Here is a 20,604-nt window from a genome sequence, read left to right on the forward strand (position 1 = left end):
GTTTTATCTTTATTAAAAATTCAACTTCATTCCTTCTGAAATTGTGTTTACTCCATCGGTGACAATCACATCATCAGCGCTAACGCCTTCGAGAATTTCGGTCAAATTATCAGAAGATTGTCCTGTTTTCACGATGGTTTTCTTGGCTTTACCTGTTTTTCCATCCCGATCAATCACTGTATAGACATAGCTGTTTCCATCGGCATCTTTTTGAATCACGTTCGAAGGTACAACCACCGCATTTTTGTTGGTGTAATCGATGATACGCAATTTGGCTACCTGATTCGGACGCAACAATCCTTGGGGGTTGGGAACACTTACCTCAATGCCAAAGCTACGGTTGCTGGGGTTGATAAATTTACCCACTTGACGCACTTTTCCTTTGTACATTTTCCCAATGGAGGTGAGCAATACATCTACTTCAGTCCCCACTTTTAATTTGCCTACATACGTTTCTGGAACTGTAGTTGACACATACATATTGCTTACATTGACAATACGCATCAATCCTTGTGGGGAGCCTGGACCCACCACTTGTCCTTTTTCAACATATACTTCATCGATGGTTCCCGTGAAAGGCGCACGAATAATGGTTTTGGCCAATTGTGCTTTTAATTGTGCGACCCCTTTTTGGGCTGTTACCATGTTGGTTTGCGCTTGTAAGTATTGCATTTCAGAACCAATTTTCTTGTCCCAAAGGTTTTTTTGACGGTCGAAATTGGTTTTGGCCAAAGCGTATTGGTTTTCTAAACTCGCCAATTGCTGACTTAATCCAGCATCGTCAACGCGTCCCAAGATTTGTCCTTTACTCACTTGCTGCCCTGCTTTGACATTCAAGGCGATTAGCGTACCGCTGAATTCCGGTTGAATAAGGATGTTTTCTTTGGTGTCAACATTTCCTTGCACTTCAAGATAATGGGTAAAAAGAGTGTCTTTTACCGTGGCAATGCCTACCAATGCTTCATCCACTTTGACATTTAAGGCGCTCAAGGCGGCATCGATCTTGTTGATATCCGCTTGTAGTTGCGATTTTTTTGCTTGTAATTCGGTTACTTTTTTGCCTTCAATTAAGGCGTCAATCGAAGCGGATGATGCTTCTTTTTGACCACAAGAAATCAAAAGGGCAGTGGTCAGTACGAGGGTGATATATTTTTTCATGAAAGGAAAGTTTATTTAGTTTTTACTGAGTAATTTTTCTAAGGCTGCACGTTTGGTGATGACATCGACCATAGCTTGCAAATACGATTGTTGTGCGCTGTACAATTGACGCTGCGCATCGGTCAAATCAAAACTTGAGGTCAACCCCTCTTTGAATTTGATTTGATTTTTGGATTCAATGCGCTCTGCCAAATTCATGCTGTTTTTGGACGTGCCCAATTGCTCCAAAGAGAATTCATAATCGCTTTTGGCTTTTTCAAATTGAAGTTTCAAGGTTTGTTCCAACTCGGTCAAACGGGTTTTCGATTGTTCTACAGCAATTTTTGCTTGTTGTGTACGAGCACTTCGCCCCAAACTACTAAAGATTGGCACGGTTAATCCCAATCCTACATTGGAATAATTAAACCATAATTGGTCGCTGTTGAACATGGTAAAACGGTTGCCAAAGGTATTCGCACCAAAGTTGACTTGTGCTCCCAAAGAGGGTAAGGCTTTACTTTTCTCGAGTTTTAACAACAATTCCGAACTGGTCAAGGTGTTTTGTCCAATTTGATAATCGATGTTGTTTTTGACTTCAAATTGTTCTTTCAAAATGGCCAAATCCATATTGGTTTGGGTCAAAAATTCAAGCTTGTCTTTCAGGGTTAATTGGTCTTCGAGGTTGATGCCCAAAACAAGTTTCAACATGTCCAATGCAATTCGTTTCTGACGTTTTACATTTTCTAAGGCACTGTTTACCGAGGCCAACGTAATCTGAAGTTGTTCGACACTTTCTTCTTCGGCAAAACCGTTTTTATAGATTTCCCGAGTGTCTGAAAGGGTTTTCTCTAAAGCCGCTTTGTTGCGATCGAAAATAAGAATACTCTCATCGGCCAAAAGCACATTTCCGTAGGTTGTGGTTACAATTTCCCGCAATTCGCGATTGGTTTTGACTTTGGCATTTTCGGATATTTTCAAATAGGTCTTCGCCGATTGTAAGCCCACCAGGTAGGAACCGTCAAAGAGCAATTGTGATAAAGTCACCACGGCATTCATATTGTGTTTTGTTCCAAAAGCTACTGGAATAAATTCGCCGGGTTGTCCGCCAAAAAACTCAGCAGGAATCAACGATTGTTGGAGGCGAAAGTTGTCTTGGTAACTCACATTTCCATTGATTTGGGGTAATCCCATAGTTGTGGTTTCCCATTTTTTCTTTTTCGCCGCTTCTACATCACGATTGGCATTGATGGCCGAATAGTTGTATTGGATGGCATGATCTATCGCCTCCTTCAGCGTAAAGGCATACGCTTGAGGCTGTTCTTGTGCCTTCAGCAGCACAGGGAGCAGCAGTAAGACTGCAAAGATTTTGGTTTTCATTGGATTGATGATTAAGTATGTAGGGTTAATTGTCTTTCTAATTCTTCCAAACCAGCAGGCGTGGCTATGGCTCGGGTGTGGTATTCAAGCGCTTTGGCCTCCAATTCAGAAGCATCTTTTTCGTATAAGGTGTTTTCATTGATGGAAAAAATTAGCGTATAATAAAATTGTACAGCAGCAGCAATGTCAACCTCTGGGCGATACAATCCTTCGGCGATTCCTTTTTCAATGTTTTGGGTAAAAAGTTGACTGCAATCTTGAATTTCATTGGCCATCATCTTTTCATAGATTTCAGGATAATGTTTTTTCAATTGATAGGCTGGCGAATGATCAAACGATTGAAACATTTCTTTAAACATCTTGCGGATTTCAAAGTTTTCAGCGATGGCATTGTGGTTTTGAGCGACCACTTCATCCATGAGCATGTGAATTTTTTGATGCACGACTTCGGTACCTTCCTCGATTAATTTTTCTTTGTTGCTGAAATACTTGTAAATCGTTTTTTTTGAAATACACATTTCACAAGCAATGTCATCCATAGTAACACTTTTGAAGCCCAACTTCAAAAACATTTCGGTTGCTTTTTTGATGATTTTCTCTTTCATGATATTCGATTAAGCGACAGCATAGTGTTTAAATTCAATGTGAGCCGTTAAGGTTAAATTTTGTCCCAACGGATACCCATCGATAAGAATCGGGCCGTTGTTGTTCCACCCAAATTCACGTTTATTCAAAATGCCATATATTTCAAATGACGCTTTCTCCCCATCGTTTTCTTGCGTCAAATCGGTGAGCACTAATTCCAATTCCACGATACGACTTACATTGTTAAGGGTAAGAATGCCTTTGATAAAATTGATGTTGGGATTAATTTTTTGAAACGACAAGGATTTAAAACTGATACGCGGTGACGTATGCGAAGCGATGGTTCCCTTAGCGGAGGTCGCCGAAAGGTCTAAATCAAATTCGAGTTGCGCATCGGTTAGTTCTTTAGCGTTCAAAACGATAGAGCCTGTTCCTGACTGTAAAGTGCTGTTGATGTACCGACGCACTCGGCGGGCGGGTTTCAACACCACTGCAGAAGCTTCTGGGTCTAGGGTCCAATGGGTATTCGGATGCATGATAGTTTTTTTAACGGTTCAAAAGTAGATAGGAAACTTTAAATACTAAAATAGTTTCCTTGTTCTTAACTGAAAATTAACATTTCACTAGGGAGTTTTTGTTCGGTCGGGGCGAATGATCATCCGCAATGAGGAATTGCGACTGAAATACGCCAAAGCCCAATGGTAGAGCGTGTTTACTTTGTTACGCGGCATGGACAGCGACATCAAATGCACCAACAACCAGGTGAGCCAAGCCAAGAATCCACTGAAATGCCAGTTGGGACGAACCAAGTCGACCACCGCCTTATTGCGTCCAATGATGGCCATCGAACCTTTATCGTTGTAATGAAAAGGAATTGGAGGTTGGTTTTTAAGTTCGCGCACAATATTTTTTGCAAAGTTGCATCCTTGTTGCATGGCGACTTGAGCCACTTGAGGATGGCCGTTCGGGAAATCGGGATCGGTTTCCATCAAAGCGGTATCGCCAAGCGCATACACATTGGAGGTACCTTCCACCATGTGATAGGCATTCACGCGCAAGCGGTTTCCTCGACCGTAACTTTTTTCATCCAACCCTTCAAAACGACGGGCAGTGACACCCGCAGCCCAAATCAGGTTTCGCGCTCGAAGGGTACTGCCATCGCGCAAGCTTACGGTTTCCCCATCATAATCCACCACATGGCTGTTTAAACGCACTTCAACCCCCAATTCTTGGATGGCTTGTAAGGTGGCTTTTTGGGCTTGGGGACTCATCGGAGAAAGTAATTCCGAACCCCCGTCAATAAGGTAAATTTTGGAAGGAGTTAAATGCGCCAATTCGGGATATTCTTGTGCGATAATGGTTTTGCTCATTTCGGCAAACATTCCCGACAATTCCACACCTGTCGGTCCCCCGCCGGTCACCACAATCGTCATTAATTCACGTTGCTCTTGCGGGTCCTGACTGTTGGCCGCTTTTTCGATCCGTTGCAACATCAAATTGCGCATGATTAAGGCTTCTTCTAAGGTTTTCATTGGAATGGCATGACGTTGCACATTTTCCATTCCAAAAAAATTGGTTGTTGTTCCCGTGGCCAAGACCAGGTAATCATACGATAGACTTCCGTTATTTAAGTTGATTGTATTTTTCTCCCAAGCAATGGATTGCAATTCGCCCATCCAAAATTTCAAGTTCCGTGTTCCTGAAAACATTTTTCGGAAAGGATAACTGATAGAAGAAATCTCCAAAAATCCCGTGGCCACTTGGTACAAAAGGGGTGGAAAAAAATTGTAATTGTTTTTATCTACAAGGGTGATGTCAAGGTGCGGATGGTTGGCCAATTGGCGGGCAACATTCATTCCCGCAAAGCCACCGCCCACAATAACCACATGCTTTTTCATGGGTAGGCGATTTAAAATTCGGCACAAAAGTAAAGAGGAAACTTTTAATACTAAAATAGTTTCCGTGTTCTTAACGCTAATTTAACACGCTCGAAATTGAAGTGGAGTAGAAGGAATCGCTTTGAAATTCATTAGCTTTGTCGGGAGTAATTTATATTTTATGCAGCCGCTCGCTTCTTACCAACAATTGATTGCCGACTATTTTGAATCGCTTGCCGTCATCAAAGAACCTCGCAATTTATACGAACCTATTCAATACATTTTATCGCTTGGCGGAAAACGCATGCGCCCCGTACTCACCTTGATGGCTACGGATGTATTTGATGGCGATTGTAAAAAAGCGTTGGCGGCCGCTACTGCGGTTGAGGTTTTTCATAATTTTTCATTGGTACACGATGATATTATGGACGATGCACCGCTGCGTCGTGGGAATGAAACGGTACATGAAAAATGGAATATCAATACGGGTATTCTTTCTGGGGATGCTATGCTGATTTTAGCGTACCAACATTTTGAAGAATACGAACCTGAGGTTTTCCGTGAGTTGGCTAAATTGTTTAGCAAAACAGCCATTGAAGTCTGCGAAGGACAGCAATACGATGTTGATTTTGAAACCCGTGATGATGTGACGTTGGATGCGTATTTGAAAATGATTGAATACAAAACTGCGGTACTCGTTGGTGCCGCCCTGAAAATGGGGGCGATCGTGGCGGGAACTTCTGCCGAAAATGCCAATTTGATTTATGATTTTGGTCGAAATTTAGGCATCGCGTTTCAATTGCAAGACGATTATTTGGATGCTTTTGGGGATCCCGCCACCTTCGGAAAACAAGTTGGAGGTGACATTATAGAAAATAAAAAAACCTACCTCTATTTGAAAGCGCTGGAGTTTGCTTCGCCCAGCGAACGCGAGCAATTGGCGCATCTTTTTTCGATTCAACCCGCGGATAATACGGATAAAATCCATTCGGTAAAGGAATTGTTTGTCAGTACTGGGGCTGCTGCGGCTACGCAAGAGGCTATTAAAAACTTCACGTTCAAATCTTTTGAAACACTGGCGCTGATGGATATCCACGAAGACAAGAAAGCCATGTTGCGCGCTTTTGGGGAAAAATTGATGAATCGAAACGTGTAATTCATGACCTTTCAAGCTCCTGCCACTACCGACCAATTGCTGCATGAAGCAGAATCCATTCAACTCTACGGGAAGTTGCTGGAGCAAATCAACAAAGATTTTAATTTGGCCAACGAACCCGTCGATTTTCATCCTTCAACGTCGCCTGAGGAGCTAAAAATTCAATTGCACGAAAAAATCTATCGACTCCTTCAACACCGCTATGCCGAACTTCTGAATCTGTTGTACATCATTGACGTTCCCGAGGATAACCTCAAGCAACTCGATGGTGCCGACACCGCCGTATTGGCCGAGCAAATTGCGTATTTGGTTTTACGTCGCGAATGGATGAAAGTGTGGTTTCGGGCGCATTACTAAAAAAACGCCCGCACAAAAGGCATAAAGGCATCTCCATACACGCCTTGATCGGCACGAAATAACACATTGTACCGAAATCCGATAGTCACTCCATCCACACGGTACCCAGCCCCCAAGAACAAACCCGTGTTCCAGAAGTTGTCGGATAGGTTGTTGAAATCGGACTTCAAATTGACCCGTAATTGCTCCAGCTCTAAAGAAATTTGCACCTCTTCAATGGGGTTCACTAAGCCAATCCAAGTGACGCCATACATTTGTGAAGAAAAGTTATTTCTCTCCCGCAAACTACTATACTGAAGGCCGACACCCGTTGCTAAATAATTGTTAAAGTTATACAGGGCCGTTGGGGCCACCGAAAAACTCGAAAATCCACTTCCAATCGCCAATCCAAATCCACCGCCAAACTGCACCTTATCCCAGAATTTAGAGGGCGTTTTATCCTGTGCAAAACCTGAAACAGTTAGCGTTAAAAACAGTAGTATTTGTAAAGGTTTTGTTAAAAATTTAGCAACTTTATTTCGCATGTTTTGGTATATATTTATTTAGCGACATAAATGTAGTAAAAACATTGAAAGATTGTTATAAATGTCATACTTTTGCCCTAATTTTTCACACAACAAGTCTACATACCCAACTATAGCATGGATCGGTTTTCCTTTTTAAATGCAGCACACACGCAATTTTTTGCAGATTTATACGAACAATACCTCGTTAGTCCCGATAGCGTAGAGCCCAGTTGGCGCGCTTTTTTTCAAGGTTTTGACTTTGCCCTAGAGCACTACAGCGATACGGATAATGCGGGAGAACAATTGGTCGTTTATGCCAACAGTGATGCTGGAACTGCCGCAACCTCTGAGAAGTTGCAAAAAGAATTTAATGTTTTAAAACTTATCGATGCCTATCGTACCCGAGGCCACTTATTTACCGAGACCAATCCGGTGCGGGAACGCCGCGTGTATAGTCCCAATCTAGACATCGAGAATTTTGGTTTATCCACCTCTGATTTAGATACCGTTTTTGATGCCGCCCGCGCTTTGGGTCACCCACCCACTACTTTAAAAGCGATTTTGGCGCATTTAAAAAATGTGTACTGTCAACACATCGGTATTGAGTACATGTACATGCGTACACCCGAAGTGATTCAGTGGATTCAAGACCGTCTAAACATTAATGATAATTTGCCCAATTTCAATGCCGATGAAAAAAAGCACATCTTGGGTAAACTGAACGAAGCCGTAGCTTTTGAAAACTTTTTACACACCAAATATGTTGGACAAAAACGCTTCTCCCTAGAAGGAGGAGAAAGTTTGATTCCCGGTTTGGATGCTGTCATTGATGCCGCCGCCGAAAAAGGTGTGGAGCAATTTGTGATGGGGATGGCCCACCGCGGTCGTTTGAACGTGTTGGCCAATATTTTTGGGAAACCTACTCAAGATATTTTCTCTGAATTTGACGGAAAAGATTACGATAAAGAATATTTTGATGGCGACGTAAAATACCATTTGGGCTTGACCGCTGAGCGCAAAACCAAATCGGGCAAAAAAATCAACATCAATTTGGCACCCAATCCGTCGCACCTTGAAACCGTAGGGGCTGTGATTGAAGGAATTACCCGTGCCAAACAAGATAAATACTACCCTGACGATTTCTCCAAAGTATTACCCATCGCCGTGCATGGTGATGCTGCGGTAGCCGGTCAAGGAATCGTGTATGAAATTATACAAATGTCGCAACTCGACGGGTACAAAACGGGTGGAACCATTCACATTGTAATCAACAACCAAGTAGGTTTTACCACCAATTATTTGGATGCTCGCTCGTCAACCTATTGTACCGATGTGGCCAAAGTAACGTTGTCACCTGTATTGCACGTCAATGCAGATGATACCGAAGCCGTGGTGCATGCCATGTTGTTTGCACTCGATTTCCGTATGCAATTTAAGCGCGACGTGTTCATCGATTTGTTGGGCTACCGTAAATACGGACACAATGAAGGGGACGAACCGCGTTTTACGCAACCTGTATTGTACAAAATCATTTCCCGTCATAAAAATCCGCGTGATATCTATGCCGAGAAATTGATAACGCAAGGTATTGTCGATGCGGCATACCTGACCAAAATTGAAAATGACTACAAAGCGAAGTTGGATGAAAATCTCCAAGCCTCGCGCAAAAAAGATAAAACCATCATCACGCCGTTCATGCAAGACGAATGGAAAGGCTTCGTACAAGTCTCCGATGATGAAATGTTGAAGCGTGTTGACACCAAATTTGACCGCAAGAAATTGGATCAAATTATCGAAACAGTTTCTACCTTACCCGCTGATAAAAAGTTCATTAGCAAAATCCAAAAAATTGTTACCGATCGTAAAACCATGTACGATAACAATACCTTGGATTGGGGAACGGCTGAAACCTTGGCCTACGGAACCTTATTGCTAGAAGGTTATGATGTACGTATTTCAGGTCAGGATGTCGAGCGCGGCACCTTCTCGCACCGTCATGCCGTCGTGAAGGTGGAAGACAGCGAAGAAGAAGTCGTTTTATTAGACACCTTGAAAGGGAAAAAAGGAAAATTCCATATTTTCAATTCCTTCCTTTCCGAATACGGTGTTTTAGGATTTGACTATGGGTATGCCTTAGCCAATCCGAATGCCTTGACCATTTGGGAAGCGCAGTTTGGGGATTTCTCCAACGGTGCCCAAATCATGATTGACCAATACATTTCTTGTGGTGAAGACAAATGGAACAACCAAAACGGTATCGTACTTTTGTTGCCACACGGTTATGAAGGACAAGGAGCCGAACACTCGTCAGCACGCATGGAGCGCTATTTACAATTGTGCGCGCGCCACAATATGTATGTTGCCGATTGTACGACACCAGCCAACTTCTTCCACTTGTTGCGTCGTCAAATGAAAACGAAATTCCGCAAACCGTTGGTGGTATTCTCCCCCAAGAGTTTGTTGCGTCACCCGTTGTGTGTGTCCACCGTTGATGAATTGGCAAAAGGTCATTTCCAAGAAACGATTGACGATAACACCGTGGATAAGAAAAACGTAAAAACCGTTGTATTCTGTACCGGTAAGTTCTATTACGACATCTTGGCCGAGCGCGAAAACTTGGGCCGAAATGACGTCGCTTTGGTGCGTATCGAACAGTTGTTCCCACTTCCTGTTGACCAATTGAAAGAAATCATCGCGTCTTATCCAAATGCCGATGATTACGTTTGGGCTCAGGAAGAACCAAAAAATATGGGCGCTTACGGCTATATGTTGATGAATTTTGATTTAGTACCTTGGCGCTTGGCTTCGCTGAAAGCCTATGCCGCACCAGCAGCCGGTAGTCATACCCGTGACCGCCGTCGTCACGCCGATGCGATCCGTATGGTATTTGATAAAAATTTATTCCGTTCCTAATTTTTTTAGGAGCTATTTCCCGCTTTCCGCAGTATCTTCCCACCTTACAGGATGGCAAGGATACTTGCTTCAATCGGGGCTAGGGCAACCTGCAATTAATAACGTTCCATTAAAGAACAACACATACAATACAAAACTTTTAAACTAAAGGATTATGATTTTAGAAATGAAAGTGCCTTCTCCGGGCGAATCGATTAAAGAAGTGGAAATCGCTACCTGGTTAGTCCAAGATGGTGATTATGTAGAGAAAGACCAAGCGATCGCTGAGGTAGACTCGGACAAAGCCACTTTGGAATTACCGGCTGAGGCCAGTGGAATTATCACTTTAAAAGCATCAGAAGGGGATGCAGTTGCCGTTGGCGCTGTGGTTTGCCTTATTGATACCGCTGCAGCAAAACCAGCAGGTGGCGCTCCCGCAGCAGCTCCTGCCAAAGAAGAAGCAAAACCAGCAGCAGAAGCGCCCAAAGCAGCTCCCGCACCGGCTCCAGCTCCAGCTCCCGCTGCAACCTATGCCGCACAAACGCCTTCGCCAGCAGCGCGTAAAATTTTAGAAGAGAAAAACATGCAACCCTCCGATATCGTGGGTACCGGTAAAGGCGGACGCATCACCAAAGAAGATGCTATCAATGCCGTACCTTCTATGGGAACACCAACGGGGGGTAACCGCGGATCGGATCGTACTAAATTATCGATGTTGCGTCGTAAAGTAGCCGAACGTTTAGTGTCTGCGAAAAACGAAACTGCTATGTTGACGACGTTCAACGAAGTGGATATGACCAATATCTATGCGTTGCGTGATCAATTTAAAGACGAATTCAAAAACAAACACGGTTTAGGATTAGGCTTTATGTCGTTCTTTACCAAAGCCGTTACCCGTGCCTTGCAATTATATCCCGATGTAAACTCGATGATCGACGGACAAGAGAAAGTTTCTTTTGATTTCTGTGATATTTCTGTAGCTGTTTCTGGACCCAAAGGGTTGATGGTTCCTGTGGTTCGTAACGCAGAAACCTTATCCTTCCGTGGAGTAGAAGCTGAAATCAAGCGTTTGGCGATTCGTGCACGTGACGGACAAATCACGGTTGATGAAATGACCGGAGGAACGTTTACCATTTCCAACGGTGGAGTTTTCGGAAGTATGTTGAGTACGCCTATTATCAATCCCCCGCAATCGGGTATTTTAGGAATGCACAATGTAGTAGATCGTCCTATCGTGCGCAACGGTCAAATCGTGATTGCACCCGTAATGTATGTAGCCTTATCGTATGACCACCGTATTATCGACGGACGTGAGTCGGTGGGATTCTTGGTGGCCGTTAAAGAAGCTTTAGAAAATCCAGTAGAGATTTTGATGAATAATAACCCTAAGAAGGCTTTAGAGCTGTAGGGTTTCTACCGTCCTCGGATGAGGCGCCTCTATATGTAAAAATCCCAAACCCAAAAGGTTTGGGATTTTTTTTGGTGTTGATTCTTTGGGGAAAGCAACTTGCAGGCAACGGCAATTTATCGCAGAGAATTTCTTTTCTTTGCAGCTGCGTGAGCGATAGGAGCAAGTATCCTGCCCGACGAAAGGAAGGCAGATACTGCGGATAGCGCGACCCCGCGCCGAGGATTGACATGGAAAAAAATAGTCAATGGCGGGGGCACGCCCAAACCAACAGAACAATGCAAAAAAACAAGTCAGCCGCCATCGGATTCATTTTTATCACGATGCTTATCGATATTACGGGGTGGGGAATTATTATTCCGGTGATCCCGAAACTCATTCAAGAATTGATTCATGGCGATGTGAGTGAAGCTTCCAAAATTGGGGGTTGGCTCACGTTTGCCTATGCCATTACCCAGTTTGTGTGCGCACCCTTGGTGGGGAATTTGAGCGACAAATTTGGACGACGCCCGATTATTTTGCTCTCGCTTTTGGCGTTTTCGATGGATTACCTGTTGTTGGCTTTTGCACCTACGATTACGTGGTTGTTTATTGGGCGCATCATAGCCGGTTTGACGGGCGCGAGTATTACAACAGCCTCGGCCTATATTGCCGATGTGAGTACGCCTGAGAATCGCGCGAAAAATTTTGGTATGATTGGGGCGGCTTTTGGATTGGGCTTTATCATCGGTCCCGTATTGGGCGGTTTGTTGGGTCAATATGGGGCGCGGGTACCGTTTTATGCCGCAGCGGTGTTGTGTTTGTTGAACTTTTTATACGGCTTCTTTATTTTACCCGAATCGCTAGCGCCAGAGAACCGACGAAATTTTAGTTTGAAACGCGCGAATCCGATTGGCGCTTTTCTGAATTTACGCAAGTACCCCGTATTGATTCCGTTGGTGGTTTCCATTTTCTTATTGTATGTGGCTTCCCATGCGGTGCACAGCAATTGGAGCTTTTTTACCATGTATAAGTTTGGGTGGCAAGAGCGGATGATTGGAATTTCGTTGGGGGTTATCGGACTCTTAGTGGGGTTGGTGCAAGGCGGTTTGATTCGCTGGATTAACCCTAAGCTCGGCAATGAGAAAAGTATTTATGTAGGCAACGCGTTGTATACGATTGGGATGTTTTTGTTTGCTTTTGCTACGGAAGGGTGGATGCTATTTGTCTTTTTGATTCCCTATTGTTTGGGTGGAATCGCGGGTCCGGCCATGCAGTCGGTGATTTCGGGAAAAGTACCTGCGAATGAACAAGGCGAAATTCAAGGCACCCTATCGAGTTTGATGAGCGCTTCGGCTATCGTAGGGCCACCGTTAATGACGTCGTTATTTTACTTTTTTACCCACGACCAAGCCCCGTTTCAATTTGCGGGGGCACCTTTTGTGTTGGGAGGCCTTTTGATGTTGGTGAGTACCATTATTTCGTTTATGACTTTACGCAAAAAGGCTTAACGTAAGAACAATTGCTTCAGGTTGTAATCGATGAGGGCTTGACCTTCCAGCAATACATCGGCACCAATAATGCCATCAACGGGTTTGACCTTATAGTGTTGCAGGGCAGTGTTTACATGTGTTAAATCCAAAACAATGAGCGGAAAATGACGGTTTTTCCATCGGCCAAGTTGCAGCACGTTGTGCACTGATTGTTCGGTGTGAAGCCCTGTTGCTCCAGCTCCTGCGGCTTTGGTTGAGGAGTGTTGGGTTTGAACATGAAATTTTTCGACGCTTTCAAAACCCAGGCAACTGTTGCTGGCGCCGGTATCTAAAATGAACCGTCCACGAACGCCATTGATTTTTGCATGAAGGACCAAATGTTGCGTTTTGGTCACGCGAAAGGGGATGGATTTGTAGCCTTGTTGGTGTAAAATGTCGGGAATTTGATTCATAGGACAAAGGTAGGAATATCTCGGAATACGCGCTTAGGATTCGCTTTCCTTTGTACCTTTGCCGCAAAATTTTGGCCATGCTATTCACAGATACCCATACCCATTTGTATTCGGAAGAATTTGGAAACGACCGAGACGCCATGATGCATCGTGCCTTGGCGTCGGGAGTGCGTCGTTTGTTTGTGCCGTCTATTGATGCTTCGTATACCCAAAAAATGTGGGATTTACAGGCGCAATACCCCGACCACGTGTTTTTGATGATGGGCTTGCATCCGTGTTATGTTAAACCAGAAACCTATGAACGGGAATTGGCGGGGGTGTTGCAACAGCTTGAAACCCAAAAGTACTGTGCAGTGGGGGAAATCGGTATTGACTTGTATTGGGATAAAACGACCTTGGCCATTCAACAGGAGGCTTTTCGACAGCAAATTCGATGGGCGAAAGCGATGAAATTACCTATAAACATTCATTGTCGCGAGGCTTTTGAGGAAGTGTTTGCGGTGTTAGAAAGCGAACGGTCTCCAGAATTATTTGGAATTTTTCATTGTTTCACAGGTGATTTTGAACAGGCCCAACGCGCGATTGGATTGGGCATGAAGTTAGGTATTGGCGGTGTGGTGACGTTTAAAAATGGCAAGATCGATCAGTTTTTGAATCAAATAGACCTCGAACATCTTGTTTTGGAAACCGATGCGCCGTATTTGGCTCCTGTGCCGTATCGAGGCAAACGGAATGAGAGTAGTTACACCGTATTGGTGGCTCAAAAATTGGCCGAGATTTATGGCGTTACCTTAACAGAGATTGCAGAAATAACGACCAAAAACGCACAAAACGTGTTCGGAATATAACACTCATTTGACCGAAAAGTCATTATTTTTTTGTTCTTTTGTTATCCTAATCAAACAAAAACCCATGCAAAAGTTCGATGCCATTCGTCCGTTTTACGATGCGGAAGTTAATGCGGCGCTTCAGGCGGTGGCCAACCATCCGATGATGAAAGCGTTGATGAATTTTGCCTATCCTAACGTGGATGAAGAGGTTTGGAAAGCCCAATTATTGCGCACCCATTCCATTCGTGATTTTCAAATCAATTTTGCCTATCAAGCGGTTCAAAAAGTGTTGGAGAAGAGTTCGGACGGCTTGTCTACTTCTGGGTTTGAAACCTTGGAACCCAATACTTCGTACTTGTTTATTTCCAATCACCGGGATATTATTTTAGACACCTCTATTTTAAACGTGTGCCTTTTTGATCACGGTTTGGTGATGACGGCTTCTGCTATTGGGGATAATTTGGTCAAGAAAGATTTTTTAAAAACCTTGTCCAAGTTAAACCGAAATTTTGTGGTACAACGCGGATTACCCCCGAGAGAGTTGTTGGAAAGTTCCAAACTGATGTCTGAATACATTGCACAATTATTACTCCGCGAAAATCGTTCGGTGTGGATAGCCCAACGCGAAGGTCGTACCAAAGATGGCAATGATGCTACCCACAGTGGCGTATTGAAGATGTTGGCGATGGGGTCGGATGAGAAGAATGTCTTGGATTATTTTAAAAAGATAAAGATTGTTCCCGTTTCCATTTCGTACGAATACGATCCTACCGATGCATTGAAGATGCCGCAATTGATGGCGGAAGCGCGTGAAGAGATTTATATCAAAGAAAAAAACGAAGATTTTATCACGTTATTGAGTGGCATCATTGGTCAAAAGAAGCGTATTCATTTGCATGTGGGAAAAATTATAGACACCGAATTGGATCAGATTCAAGCGGAAAACGACAATACCAACAAACAAATTCAAGCCTTGGCGCAAGTGATCGACGATTCTATTTTACAATCGTATAAGCTGTGGCCAACAAATTATATTGCTTACGATTTATTGCACCATACCGACACCTATGCCAACGAGTATACCGAAGCGGAGAAATCGCTTTTTGAACGGCGTTTGGAAATGCGTATTGATGGCAACAATGAAGTGATGCGTGAGGGATTTTTGGCGATGTATGCCAATCCGGTAATCAATCAATTGAAATACCGTCATGCAAGTCAAGCCTAATATACTATTGGTCTACACGGGCGGCACCATTGGAATGATGAAAGATTTCAAAACCGGTGCCCTCAAAGCCTTCAATTTTGCCAAGTTGCTGCAAAAAATTCCCGAAATCAAGCAGTTGGATTGCCATATCGATACAGTTTCTTTTTCCCATCCGATAGATTCCTCCAATATGAACCCCCAACGGTGGGAAGAAATTGCTACGCTTATTGAATCCCATTACGATGCTTACGATGGATTTGTGGTTTTACACGGCTCTGATACCATGTCGTATTCGGCTTCGGCCTTGAGTTTTATGCTCGAAAACTTAGCCAAACCCGTGGTGTTTACAGGTTCACAGTTACCGATTGGCGACTTGCGTACCGATGCCAAGGAAAATTTAATTACCGCCATACAAATTGCTTCGTTACAGCAAAAGGGGAAACCCGTAATTCAGGAGGTTTGTTTGTATTTTGAATACAAGTTATACCGTGGAAATCGCACGACCAAAATCAATGCCGAACATTTTAATGCTTTTACATCGCCCAATTATCCCGCTTTGGCGGAGTCGGGAGTGCATTTGAATGTAAACACAGCTGCGTTGTTACCCCCCACCAAAAAAGGATTGGCGGTTCATAAAATGATGGATGCTCATGTCGTGGTTTTAAAAATGTTTCCGGGTATTACGGCGGCGGTTTTAGAGGCGGTTGTGGCCATCCCCAACTTGCATGGCCTGATTCTAGAAACCTACGGATCGGGGAATGCTCCAACGGAGGCGTGGTTTATTTCTATTTTACAGAAAGCTATTCAACACGGACTCCCGATTGTGAATGTAACGCAATGTTCGGGGGGAAGTGTAAACATGGGACAGTATGAAACAAGTACGCAGTTGAAGCAAATTGGGGTCATTTCAGGAAAAGATATAACCACCGAGGCAGCAGTCACTAAACTCATGTATTTATTGGGACAACAGGTAGCTCCTAAGGTATTTAAGACCATATTTGAAACCTCTTTGCGGGGCGAAATGATTTCGTAAAACATTTTGATTATTGCGAAAAATACATCAAATTTGCAATCCAAATTAGAGAGGTGTCCGAGTGGTTGAAGGAGCAAGCCTGGAAAGTTTGTATGTGGGTAACTGCATCGAGGGTTCGAATCCCTTCCTCTCTGCAAGACATGGGCAGGCCGGTGGCCTGCCCTTTTTGTATCCAAAAAACCCCAAAAGCTCTGCTTTTGAAGGGTTTTTTGGATACAAAAAGGGCGTAGTGCGTAGCGCTGCCCTTGGGTTGTACCGGAATCCCCAATTGGGATCACGCGAGTAATCCCGCTGCTTTTGAAGGGTTTTTTGGATACAAAAAGGGCGTAGTGCGTAGCGCTGCCCTTGGGTTGTACCGGATTCCTAAATGGGGATCACGCGAGTAATCCCGTTACGGGGGATTACGTAAGTAATCCCGCTGCTTTTGAAGGGTTTTTTGGATACAAAAAGGGCGTAGTGCGTAGCGCTGCCCTTGGGTTGTACCGGATTCCTAAATGGGGATCACGCGAGTAATCCCGTTACGGGGGATTACGTAAGTAATCCCGCTGCTTTTGAAGGGTTTTCTGGATACAAAAAGGGCATAGTGCGTAGCGCTGCCCTTGGGTTGCAAGGTTTAACTCGGATTCATTTTTATCACTAAGTAAAAGTTACTGAAATAAATGGTATGAGACCGACACAACTCAGCCTAAGTGGTTTAAGGGCTTTCGTGAAAAACTATTCTGGTAAAAGATTTTCAATTTCGCTTTTTAAGAGAGGAAGATTATTGATTACAATTCCCCAAATCACATCGTCTGAAATTTCATCATATCCATGAATTATTTTATTTCTCGCGTCAACAATTTTTCTTGAATTTGAAATTGTAATCTCGGGATTCACTTTCAATATTCTACTCATAGCTTCCCCAATAATTTCAATATTCCTCTCAACAGCTCGTTTTGTTTTTAAATCTTCATGATATTGTTGAAAATCCTTGCCGTTTGGAAAATAACTTTCAATTTCCTCAATGGAAGATTTTATATCGAACAGCCAAGCAAAAATATAATCATCCATAAATCAATTGCTTATTTTTTTCGATTGCCCTTTTGAAATAAGGATTTTTTATCGCTTTTTCTTCAATTAAATCGATTGGTCTTTTCAAGCTGTCCTCAAGAGAAAACTTCAGGTCAAAATAATTATCAGCGTAATCTAGTAACTCGATATCATTGAAATCAACAATTAAATCGATATCACTTTCTTCGTTAAACTGATCTGTTAAAATTGAACCAAAAGCATACAAACGCTTTACGTTGTGTGTTTTGCAAAGCAACTTTATCAGTTCAATATTTTTATAAATTAAAATCATTAATTCAAAAATACAAAATAGCAGTTAATTCACATCGTTTAATTACACACAATCCATCGTGGGCTTGCTAATTTTTTGTGTAGTTTTGTACACACTAATGGCAGCGCCTTGAAAAAGTTTTGGACGTATTTATGTTGGGGAATTTTTGGATTCCTATTGCCCTTTTCGCTAGAAGCACAAGAGGAGCAACCGCTTGAGCCTGAAATCAAGGTGGTAGATTCCTTGTATCGCGAAGATCAATTTTATTTTACCTTTACCTACAACACGGCTGGAAATTTGGACGGACTATCCCAGAAAAAATTCTCCCCAGGAATCGGAATTGGATTTTTACGCGATATGCCTATCAATAAAGCGCGAACCTATGCCGTTGCTTTGGGTTTAGGGTATAGCTTGGCCGTGTATAATCACAATTTGTACCAGTACCCAAACCCTACTCCTAATGGCACGGCCTATACTTATGAGCTGATTTCTGGGGATACTTTTTTCCAACGCAATCGCCTTACACAACATTTTATTGAAGTGCCTTTGGAATTTCGTTGGCGGGCTTCAACGCTAAGTAGTCATAAGTTTTGGCGCATTTATACCGGCTTTAAAGTGAGTTACCTCCTAGCCGATACCTATCGTTTTCAAAATGACGTGCAATCGGTTACCTTTCGCAACAATCCCGATTTGAACAAACTATTATACGGCTGTTACTTGACAGCAGGGTGGAATACATGGAATCTTTACCTGTATTATGGTCTAAATGCCTTATACAAAAGTGCGGAAGTCAATGGTGTGCCAATGAATTTGCGGAATTTGAATATCGGACTTCAATTTTACATCCTATAACCACGCATACCAAAACACCACTTGAGGGATAACACCACAAGTATACCCGACCATTAACTCCAAACTGGTATGCGCTTTCATATACAAACGCGAAGAGGCGATCAATCCCGAGAGTAAAAATAGACTCGCTATGGTATACAGGATATTGATTTGAAAATGAACGCTGAGTCCGATCACAAAAAAAGTCAGTGCACTAATCGCGACCATGTGTATGCTTGCCTTGAATCGAATGTACAACAAGAGAAAAACAATAAACGTACTTACAAATCCGCCCAAAAAGAAAAAGTATAGTTCGGGAAAGCGCTCTATCGTAATGCTTTTTTGGATCAAAATATAGGTTAGCACCATTTGCATGACCAAAGGAATTTTTCGTTGCTGTACCTCCGACATCATAATGGAATCTACTTTCCCAAAGGTGCGTAAAAGATAAAAGAACGATAGCGGCAAGAAAAAGGTAATAATGACGACCTGAAACAACAACAAAAAGTACTGTTCTTGCGAATAAAAGCGTTCGCTAAAAGCAATATAAACCAGACATCCCAAAAGCGGAATGAAAATGGGGTGGAAGAGGTAGGAAAAAAAAGGAAGTATTTTTTTCACAAGTCGGTTGTCATTAGGTAGTACTCCTAAATTTTCTTTCGCATACGCGCCACAGGAATGTCCAACTGTTCCCGGTATTTGGCAATCGTACGACGGGCAATAGGGTAGCCTTTTTCTTTTAATATTTCTGCCAATTGATCATCGGGTAAGGGTTTGCTTTTGTCCTCTTCTTCGATGACGGTTTTCAGGATTTTTTTGATTTCCAAAGTAGAAACATCTTCACCTTGGTCGTTTTTCATGGCCTCTGAAAAGAATTCTTTGATCAATTTGGTTCCGTAAGGTGTTTCTACATATTTGCTGTTGGCCACGCGCGAAACGGTAGAAATATCCAAGCCCACCATATCGGCAATGTCTTTCAAAATCATGGGTTTGATTTTCAATTCATCGCCTTCCAAAAAGTAATCGTATTGAAAATGCATGATCGCATTCATCGTAACAAATAGGGTTTCTTGCCGCTGTTTTATGGCATCAATAAACCATTTGGCCGAATCCAATTTTTGTTTAATGAACTGCACGGCGTCTTTTTGTGCCGCGGATTTATCCCGGGAATCCTTGTAGGTTTGCAACATTTCTTGATAGTCGCGGGAAACGTGAAGCGTAGGGGCATTTCGACCGTTTAAGGTCAATTCAAGTTCGCCATCGACTACGCGAATCATAAAGTCTGGCACAATATTTTCAGTAACTCGACTGCCTGAAAAGCTTCCTCCCGGTTTGGGATTTAATTTCTCGATTTCGGAGATAGCTTTTTTTAATTGGTCCTGACTGATGCTATATTTTGTAAGTAATTTTTCGTAATGTTTTTTGGTGAATGCGTCAAACTGCTCGTCGATGATGCGTGTGGCCAAAGCAATCGACTCCGTAGGGGTTTTATGTTTCAACTGTAATAACAGACATTCTTGTAAATCACGCGCGCCTACTCCTGAAGGTTCCAACTCGTGAATGATGGATTTAAGGATGCGCTCGACGGTTTTTTCATCGGTGTAAATCCCTTGTGTAAAGGCCATATCGTCGACCATATCTTGAATACTTCGGCGAAGGTATCCATCGTCATCAATCGAACCCACCACAAACTCGGCTACCTCCATTTCGGTATCATTCAAAATAAAGGTTTGCAATTGATTCAGTAAATCTTGGTGAAAACTAACCGCTGCTGCCAAGGGAGATTCGCGATCGTCATCGTCGTCGCTGTAGTTGTTGGCCGCCAATTTATAGTCGGGAATTTCATCGTCGCTGAGGTATTCATCGATATTTATATCGTCGGCTTCAATCGATTCGTTTCCATCGTATTCATCGTAATCGTCTTGCGAATCAAACTCCTCTTTTTCATACAATTCCTCTTGATCCGTGCTCCCTTCTAGGGCCGGATTTTCTACTAATTCTTCTTTTAAACGTTGTTCAAAAGCTTGGGTCGGCAACTGAATCAGTTTCATCAACTGAATCTGCTGCGGGGACAGTTTTTGTGAGAGTTTAAATTGAAGGTTTTGTTTTAACATGAAGATGAAGTTTCAGGTTTCAGGTTTCAGGTTTCAAGTTGTTCAAAAAACG

20 protein-coding genes and 1 tRNA gene are annotated in these 20,604 nt (G+C 42.9%); 10 read left to right on the plus strand and 11 right to left on the minus strand.

The window, feature by feature from the left end:
* Positions 1-12 precede the first annotated feature (12 nt).
* The 5 genes from BUC17_RS01550 to BUC17_RS01570 all read right to left on the minus strand — a co-directional run bounded on the left by BUC17_RS01550 (position 13) and on the right by BUC17_RS01570 (position 4,997).
* Positions 13-1,158 carry an efflux RND transporter periplasmic adaptor subunit gene (locus tag BUC17_RS01550; protein ID WP_073360768.1) on the minus strand — a complete coding sequence of 382 codons (1,146 nt, stop codon included), beginning with the start codon at positions 1,156-1,158 and terminating at the stop codon, positions 13-15.
* Between the two features lie 15 nt (positions 1,159-1,173).
* Positions 1,174-2,514 (minus strand): TolC family protein, encoded by a 1,341-nt coding sequence (locus BUC17_RS01555; protein WP_073360771.1) that lies wholly within the window; start codon positions 2,512-2,514, stop codon positions 1,174-1,176.
* 11 nt (positions 2,515-2,525) lie between these two features.
* The gene (locus tag BUC17_RS01560) at positions 2,526-3,119 is read right to left on the minus strand and encodes a TetR/AcrR family transcriptional regulator (RefSeq protein ID WP_073360774.1); all 594 of its coding nucleotides are present in this window, start codon (positions 3,117-3,119) and stop codon (positions 2,526-2,528) included.
* Between the two features lie 9 nt (positions 3,120-3,128).
* Positions 3,129-3,635, minus strand: coding sequence for a YceI family protein (locus BUC17_RS01565; protein ID WP_073360777.1), 507 nt, complete (start codon positions 3,633-3,635; stop codon positions 3,129-3,131).
* Between the two features lie 87 nt (positions 3,636-3,722).
* The gene (locus BUC17_RS01570; protein WP_073360780.1) at positions 3,723-4,997 is read right to left on the minus strand and encodes an NAD(P)/FAD-dependent oxidoreductase; all 1,275 of its coding nucleotides are present in this window, start codon (positions 4,995-4,997) and stop codon (positions 3,723-3,725) included.
* A 160-nt stretch (positions 4,998-5,157) separates the two neighbouring features.
* Here BUC17_RS01570 and BUC17_RS01575 point away from each other — a divergent pair, with 160 nt between their 5' ends.
* A complete protein-coding gene (locus BUC17_RS01575) occupies positions 5,158-6,132 on the plus strand; it encodes a polyprenyl synthetase family protein (protein ID WP_073360783.1) in 975 nt (324 codons plus the stop codon).
* Positions 6,133-6,135: 3 nt separating this feature from the next.
* On the plus strand, positions 6,136-6,489 hold the full coding sequence (locus BUC17_RS01580) for a hypothetical protein (RefSeq protein WP_073360785.1): 354 nt from the start codon (positions 6,136-6,138) through the stop codon (positions 6,487-6,489).
* On the opposite strand, the gene BUC17_RS01585 is transcribed toward BUC17_RS01580, so the two are convergent.
* On the minus strand, positions 6,486-7,013 hold the full coding sequence (locus BUC17_RS01585) for a hypothetical protein (RefSeq protein ID WP_073360788.1): 528 nt from the start codon (positions 7,011-7,013) through the stop codon (positions 6,486-6,488). The genes BUC17_RS01580 and BUC17_RS01585 overlap by 4 nt on opposite strands.
* A gap of 117 nt (positions 7,014-7,130) precedes the next feature.
* Here BUC17_RS01585 and BUC17_RS01590 point away from each other — a divergent pair, with 117 nt between their 5' ends.
* From BUC17_RS01590 to BUC17_RS01600, 3 genes are all read left to right on the plus strand, one after another.
* Positions 7,131-9,908 carry a 2-oxoglutarate dehydrogenase E1 component gene (locus BUC17_RS01590; protein ID WP_073360791.1) on the plus strand — a complete coding sequence of 926 codons (2,778 nt, stop codon included), beginning with the start codon at positions 7,131-7,133 and terminating at the stop codon, positions 9,906-9,908.
* Between the two features lie 154 nt (positions 9,909-10,062).
* A complete protein-coding gene (gene odhB / locus BUC17_RS01595; RefSeq protein WP_073360794.1) occupies positions 10,063-11,295 on the plus strand; it encodes a 2-oxoglutarate dehydrogenase complex dihydrolipoyllysine-residue succinyltransferase in 1,233 nt (410 codons plus the stop codon).
* Between the two features lie 230 nt (positions 11,296-11,525).
* Positions 11,526-12,785: a TCR/Tet family MFS transporter gene (locus tag BUC17_RS01600; protein WP_073360797.1), complete on the plus strand. Its 1,260-nt coding sequence runs from the start codon at positions 11,526-11,528 to the stop codon at positions 12,783-12,785.
* On the opposite strand, the gene BUC17_RS01605 is transcribed toward BUC17_RS01600, so the two are convergent.
* On the minus strand, positions 12,782-13,219 hold the full coding sequence (locus BUC17_RS01605; RefSeq protein WP_073360799.1) for a retropepsin-like aspartic protease: 438 nt from the start codon (positions 13,217-13,219) through the stop codon (positions 12,782-12,784). The genes BUC17_RS01600 and BUC17_RS01605 overlap by 4 nt on opposite strands.
* Before the next feature lie 77 nt (positions 13,220-13,296).
* Here BUC17_RS01605 and BUC17_RS01610 point away from each other — a divergent pair, with 77 nt between their 5' ends.
* The 4 genes from BUC17_RS01610 to BUC17_RS01625 all read left to right on the plus strand — a co-directional run bounded on the left by BUC17_RS01610 (position 13,297) and on the right by BUC17_RS01625 (position 16,420).
* Entirely contained in the window at positions 13,297-14,067 is a 771-nt protein-coding gene (locus tag BUC17_RS01610; RefSeq protein ID WP_073360801.1) for a TatD family hydrolase, read from the plus strand.
* A gap of 64 nt (positions 14,068-14,131) precedes the next feature.
* Complete coding sequence (locus BUC17_RS01615; RefSeq protein ID WP_073360804.1) at positions 14,132-15,274, plus strand: 1-acyl-sn-glycerol-3-phosphate acyltransferase; 1,143 nt, start codon at positions 14,132-14,134, stop codon at positions 15,272-15,274.
* The gene (locus BUC17_RS01620) at positions 15,258-16,286 is read left to right on the plus strand and encodes an asparaginase (RefSeq protein WP_073360807.1); all 1,029 of its coding nucleotides are present in this window, start codon (positions 15,258-15,260) and stop codon (positions 16,284-16,286) included. The genes BUC17_RS01615 and BUC17_RS01620 overlap by 17 nt, the downstream gene beginning before the upstream one ends.
* A gap of 47 nt (positions 16,287-16,333) precedes the next feature.
* A tRNA-Ser gene (locus BUC17_RS01625) sits at positions 16,334-16,420 on the plus strand.
* 580 nt (positions 16,421-17,000) lie between these two features.
* Here BUC17_RS01625 and BUC17_RS01635 read toward each other — a convergent pair.
* Together BUC17_RS01635 and BUC17_RS01640 are read right to left on the minus strand one after the other, a co-directional pair.
* Positions 17,001-17,336 (minus strand): HepT-like ribonuclease domain-containing protein, encoded by a 336-nt coding sequence (locus BUC17_RS01635; protein ID WP_073360813.1) that lies wholly within the window; start codon positions 17,334-17,336, stop codon positions 17,001-17,003.
* Positions 17,329-17,628: a nucleotidyltransferase family protein gene (locus BUC17_RS01640; RefSeq protein ID WP_073360816.1), complete on the minus strand. Its 300-nt coding sequence runs from the start codon at positions 17,626-17,628 to the stop codon at positions 17,329-17,331. Before BUC17_RS01640 ends, BUC17_RS01635 begins: the two co-directional genes overlap by 8 nt.
* 108 nt (positions 17,629-17,736) lie before the next feature.
* Here BUC17_RS01640 and BUC17_RS01645 point away from each other — a divergent pair, with 108 nt between their 5' ends.
* Complete coding sequence (locus BUC17_RS01645) at positions 17,737-18,459, plus strand: porin family protein (protein WP_073360819.1); 723 nt, start codon at positions 17,737-17,739, stop codon at positions 18,457-18,459.
* Here the strand turns inward: BUC17_RS01645 and BUC17_RS01650 are convergent.
* On the minus strand, positions 18,454-19,059 hold the full coding sequence (locus BUC17_RS01650; RefSeq protein ID WP_073360822.1) for a threonine/serine exporter family protein: 606 nt from the start codon (positions 19,057-19,059) through the stop codon (positions 18,454-18,456). The genes BUC17_RS01645 and BUC17_RS01650 overlap by 6 nt on opposite strands.
* Positions 19,060-19,085: 26 nt before the next feature.
* Positions 19,086-20,552, minus strand: coding sequence for an RNA polymerase factor sigma-54 (gene rpoN / locus BUC17_RS01655; protein WP_073360824.1), 1,467 nt, complete (start codon positions 20,550-20,552; stop codon positions 19,086-19,088).
* Positions 20,553-20,604 lie beyond the last annotated feature (52 nt).

The sequence above is a fragment of the Flavobacterium fontis genome (genome assembly GCF_900129405.1).
GTDB classification, from domain to species: domain Bacteria; phylum Bacteroidota; class Bacteroidia; order Flavobacteriales; family Flavobacteriaceae; genus Flavobacterium; species Flavobacterium fontis.

What these genes read in the sequence shown, in the direction of transcription:
- BUC17_RS01550 (WP_073360768.1), bottom strand. Translation starts at nt 1,158, where the DNA reads ATGAAAAAATATATCACCCTCGTACTGACCACTGCCCTTTTGATTTCT.
- BUC17_RS01555 (WP_073360771.1), bottom strand. Translation starts at nt 2,514, where the DNA reads ATGAAAACCAAAATCTTTGCAGTCTTACTGCTGCTCCCTGTGCTGCTG.
- BUC17_RS01560 (WP_073360774.1), bottom strand. Translation starts at nt 3,119, where the DNA reads ATGAAAGAGAAAATCATCAAAAAAGCAACCGAAATGTTTTTGAAGTTG.
- BUC17_RS01565 (WP_073360777.1), bottom strand. Translation starts at nt 3,635, where the DNA reads ATGCATCCGAATACCCATTGGACCCTAGACCCAGAAGCTTCTGCAGTG.
- BUC17_RS01570 (WP_073360780.1), bottom strand. Translation starts at nt 4,997, where the DNA reads ATGAAAAAGCATGTGGTTATTGTGGGCGGTGGCTTTGCGGGAATGAAT.
- BUC17_RS01575 (WP_073360783.1), top strand. Translation starts at nt 5,158, where the DNA reads ATGCAGCCGCTCGCTTCTTACCAACAATTGATTGCCGACTATTTTGAA.
- BUC17_RS01580 (WP_073360785.1), top strand. Translation starts at nt 6,136, where the DNA reads ATGACCTTTCAAGCTCCTGCCACTACCGACCAATTGCTGCATGAAGCA.
- BUC17_RS01585 (WP_073360788.1), bottom strand. Translation starts at nt 7,013, where the DNA reads ATGCGAAATAAAGTTGCTAAATTTTTAACAAAACCTTTACAAATACTA.
- BUC17_RS01590 (WP_073360791.1), top strand. Translation starts at nt 7,131, where the DNA reads ATGGATCGGTTTTCCTTTTTAAATGCAGCACACACGCAATTTTTTGCA.
- odhB (WP_073360794.1), top strand. Translation starts at nt 10,063, where the DNA reads ATGATTTTAGAAATGAAAGTGCCTTCTCCGGGCGAATCGATTAAAGAA.
- BUC17_RS01600 (WP_073360797.1), top strand. Translation starts at nt 11,526, where the DNA reads ATGGAAAAAAATAGTCAATGGCGGGGGCACGCCCAAACCAACAGAACA.
- BUC17_RS01605 (WP_073360799.1), bottom strand. Translation starts at nt 13,219, where the DNA reads ATGAATCAAATTCCCGACATTTTACACCAACAAGGCTACAAATCCATC.
- BUC17_RS01610 (WP_073360801.1), top strand. Translation starts at nt 13,297, where the DNA reads ATGCTATTCACAGATACCCATACCCATTTGTATTCGGAAGAATTTGGA.
- BUC17_RS01615 (WP_073360804.1), top strand. Translation starts at nt 14,132, where the DNA reads ATGCAAAAGTTCGATGCCATTCGTCCGTTTTACGATGCGGAAGTTAAT.
- BUC17_RS01620 (WP_073360807.1), top strand. Translation starts at nt 15,258, where the DNA reads ATGCAAGTCAAGCCTAATATACTATTGGTCTACACGGGCGGCACCATT.
- BUC17_RS01635 (WP_073360813.1), bottom strand. Translation starts at nt 17,336, where the DNA reads ATGGATGATTATATTTTTGCTTGGCTGTTCGATATAAAATCTTCCATT.
- BUC17_RS01640 (WP_073360816.1), bottom strand. Translation starts at nt 17,628, where the DNA reads ATGATTTTAATTTATAAAAATATTGAACTGATAAAGTTGCTTTGCAAA.
- rpoN (WP_073360824.1), bottom strand. Translation starts at nt 20,552, where the DNA reads ATGTTAAAACAAAACCTTCAATTTAAACTCTCACAAAAACTGTCCCCG.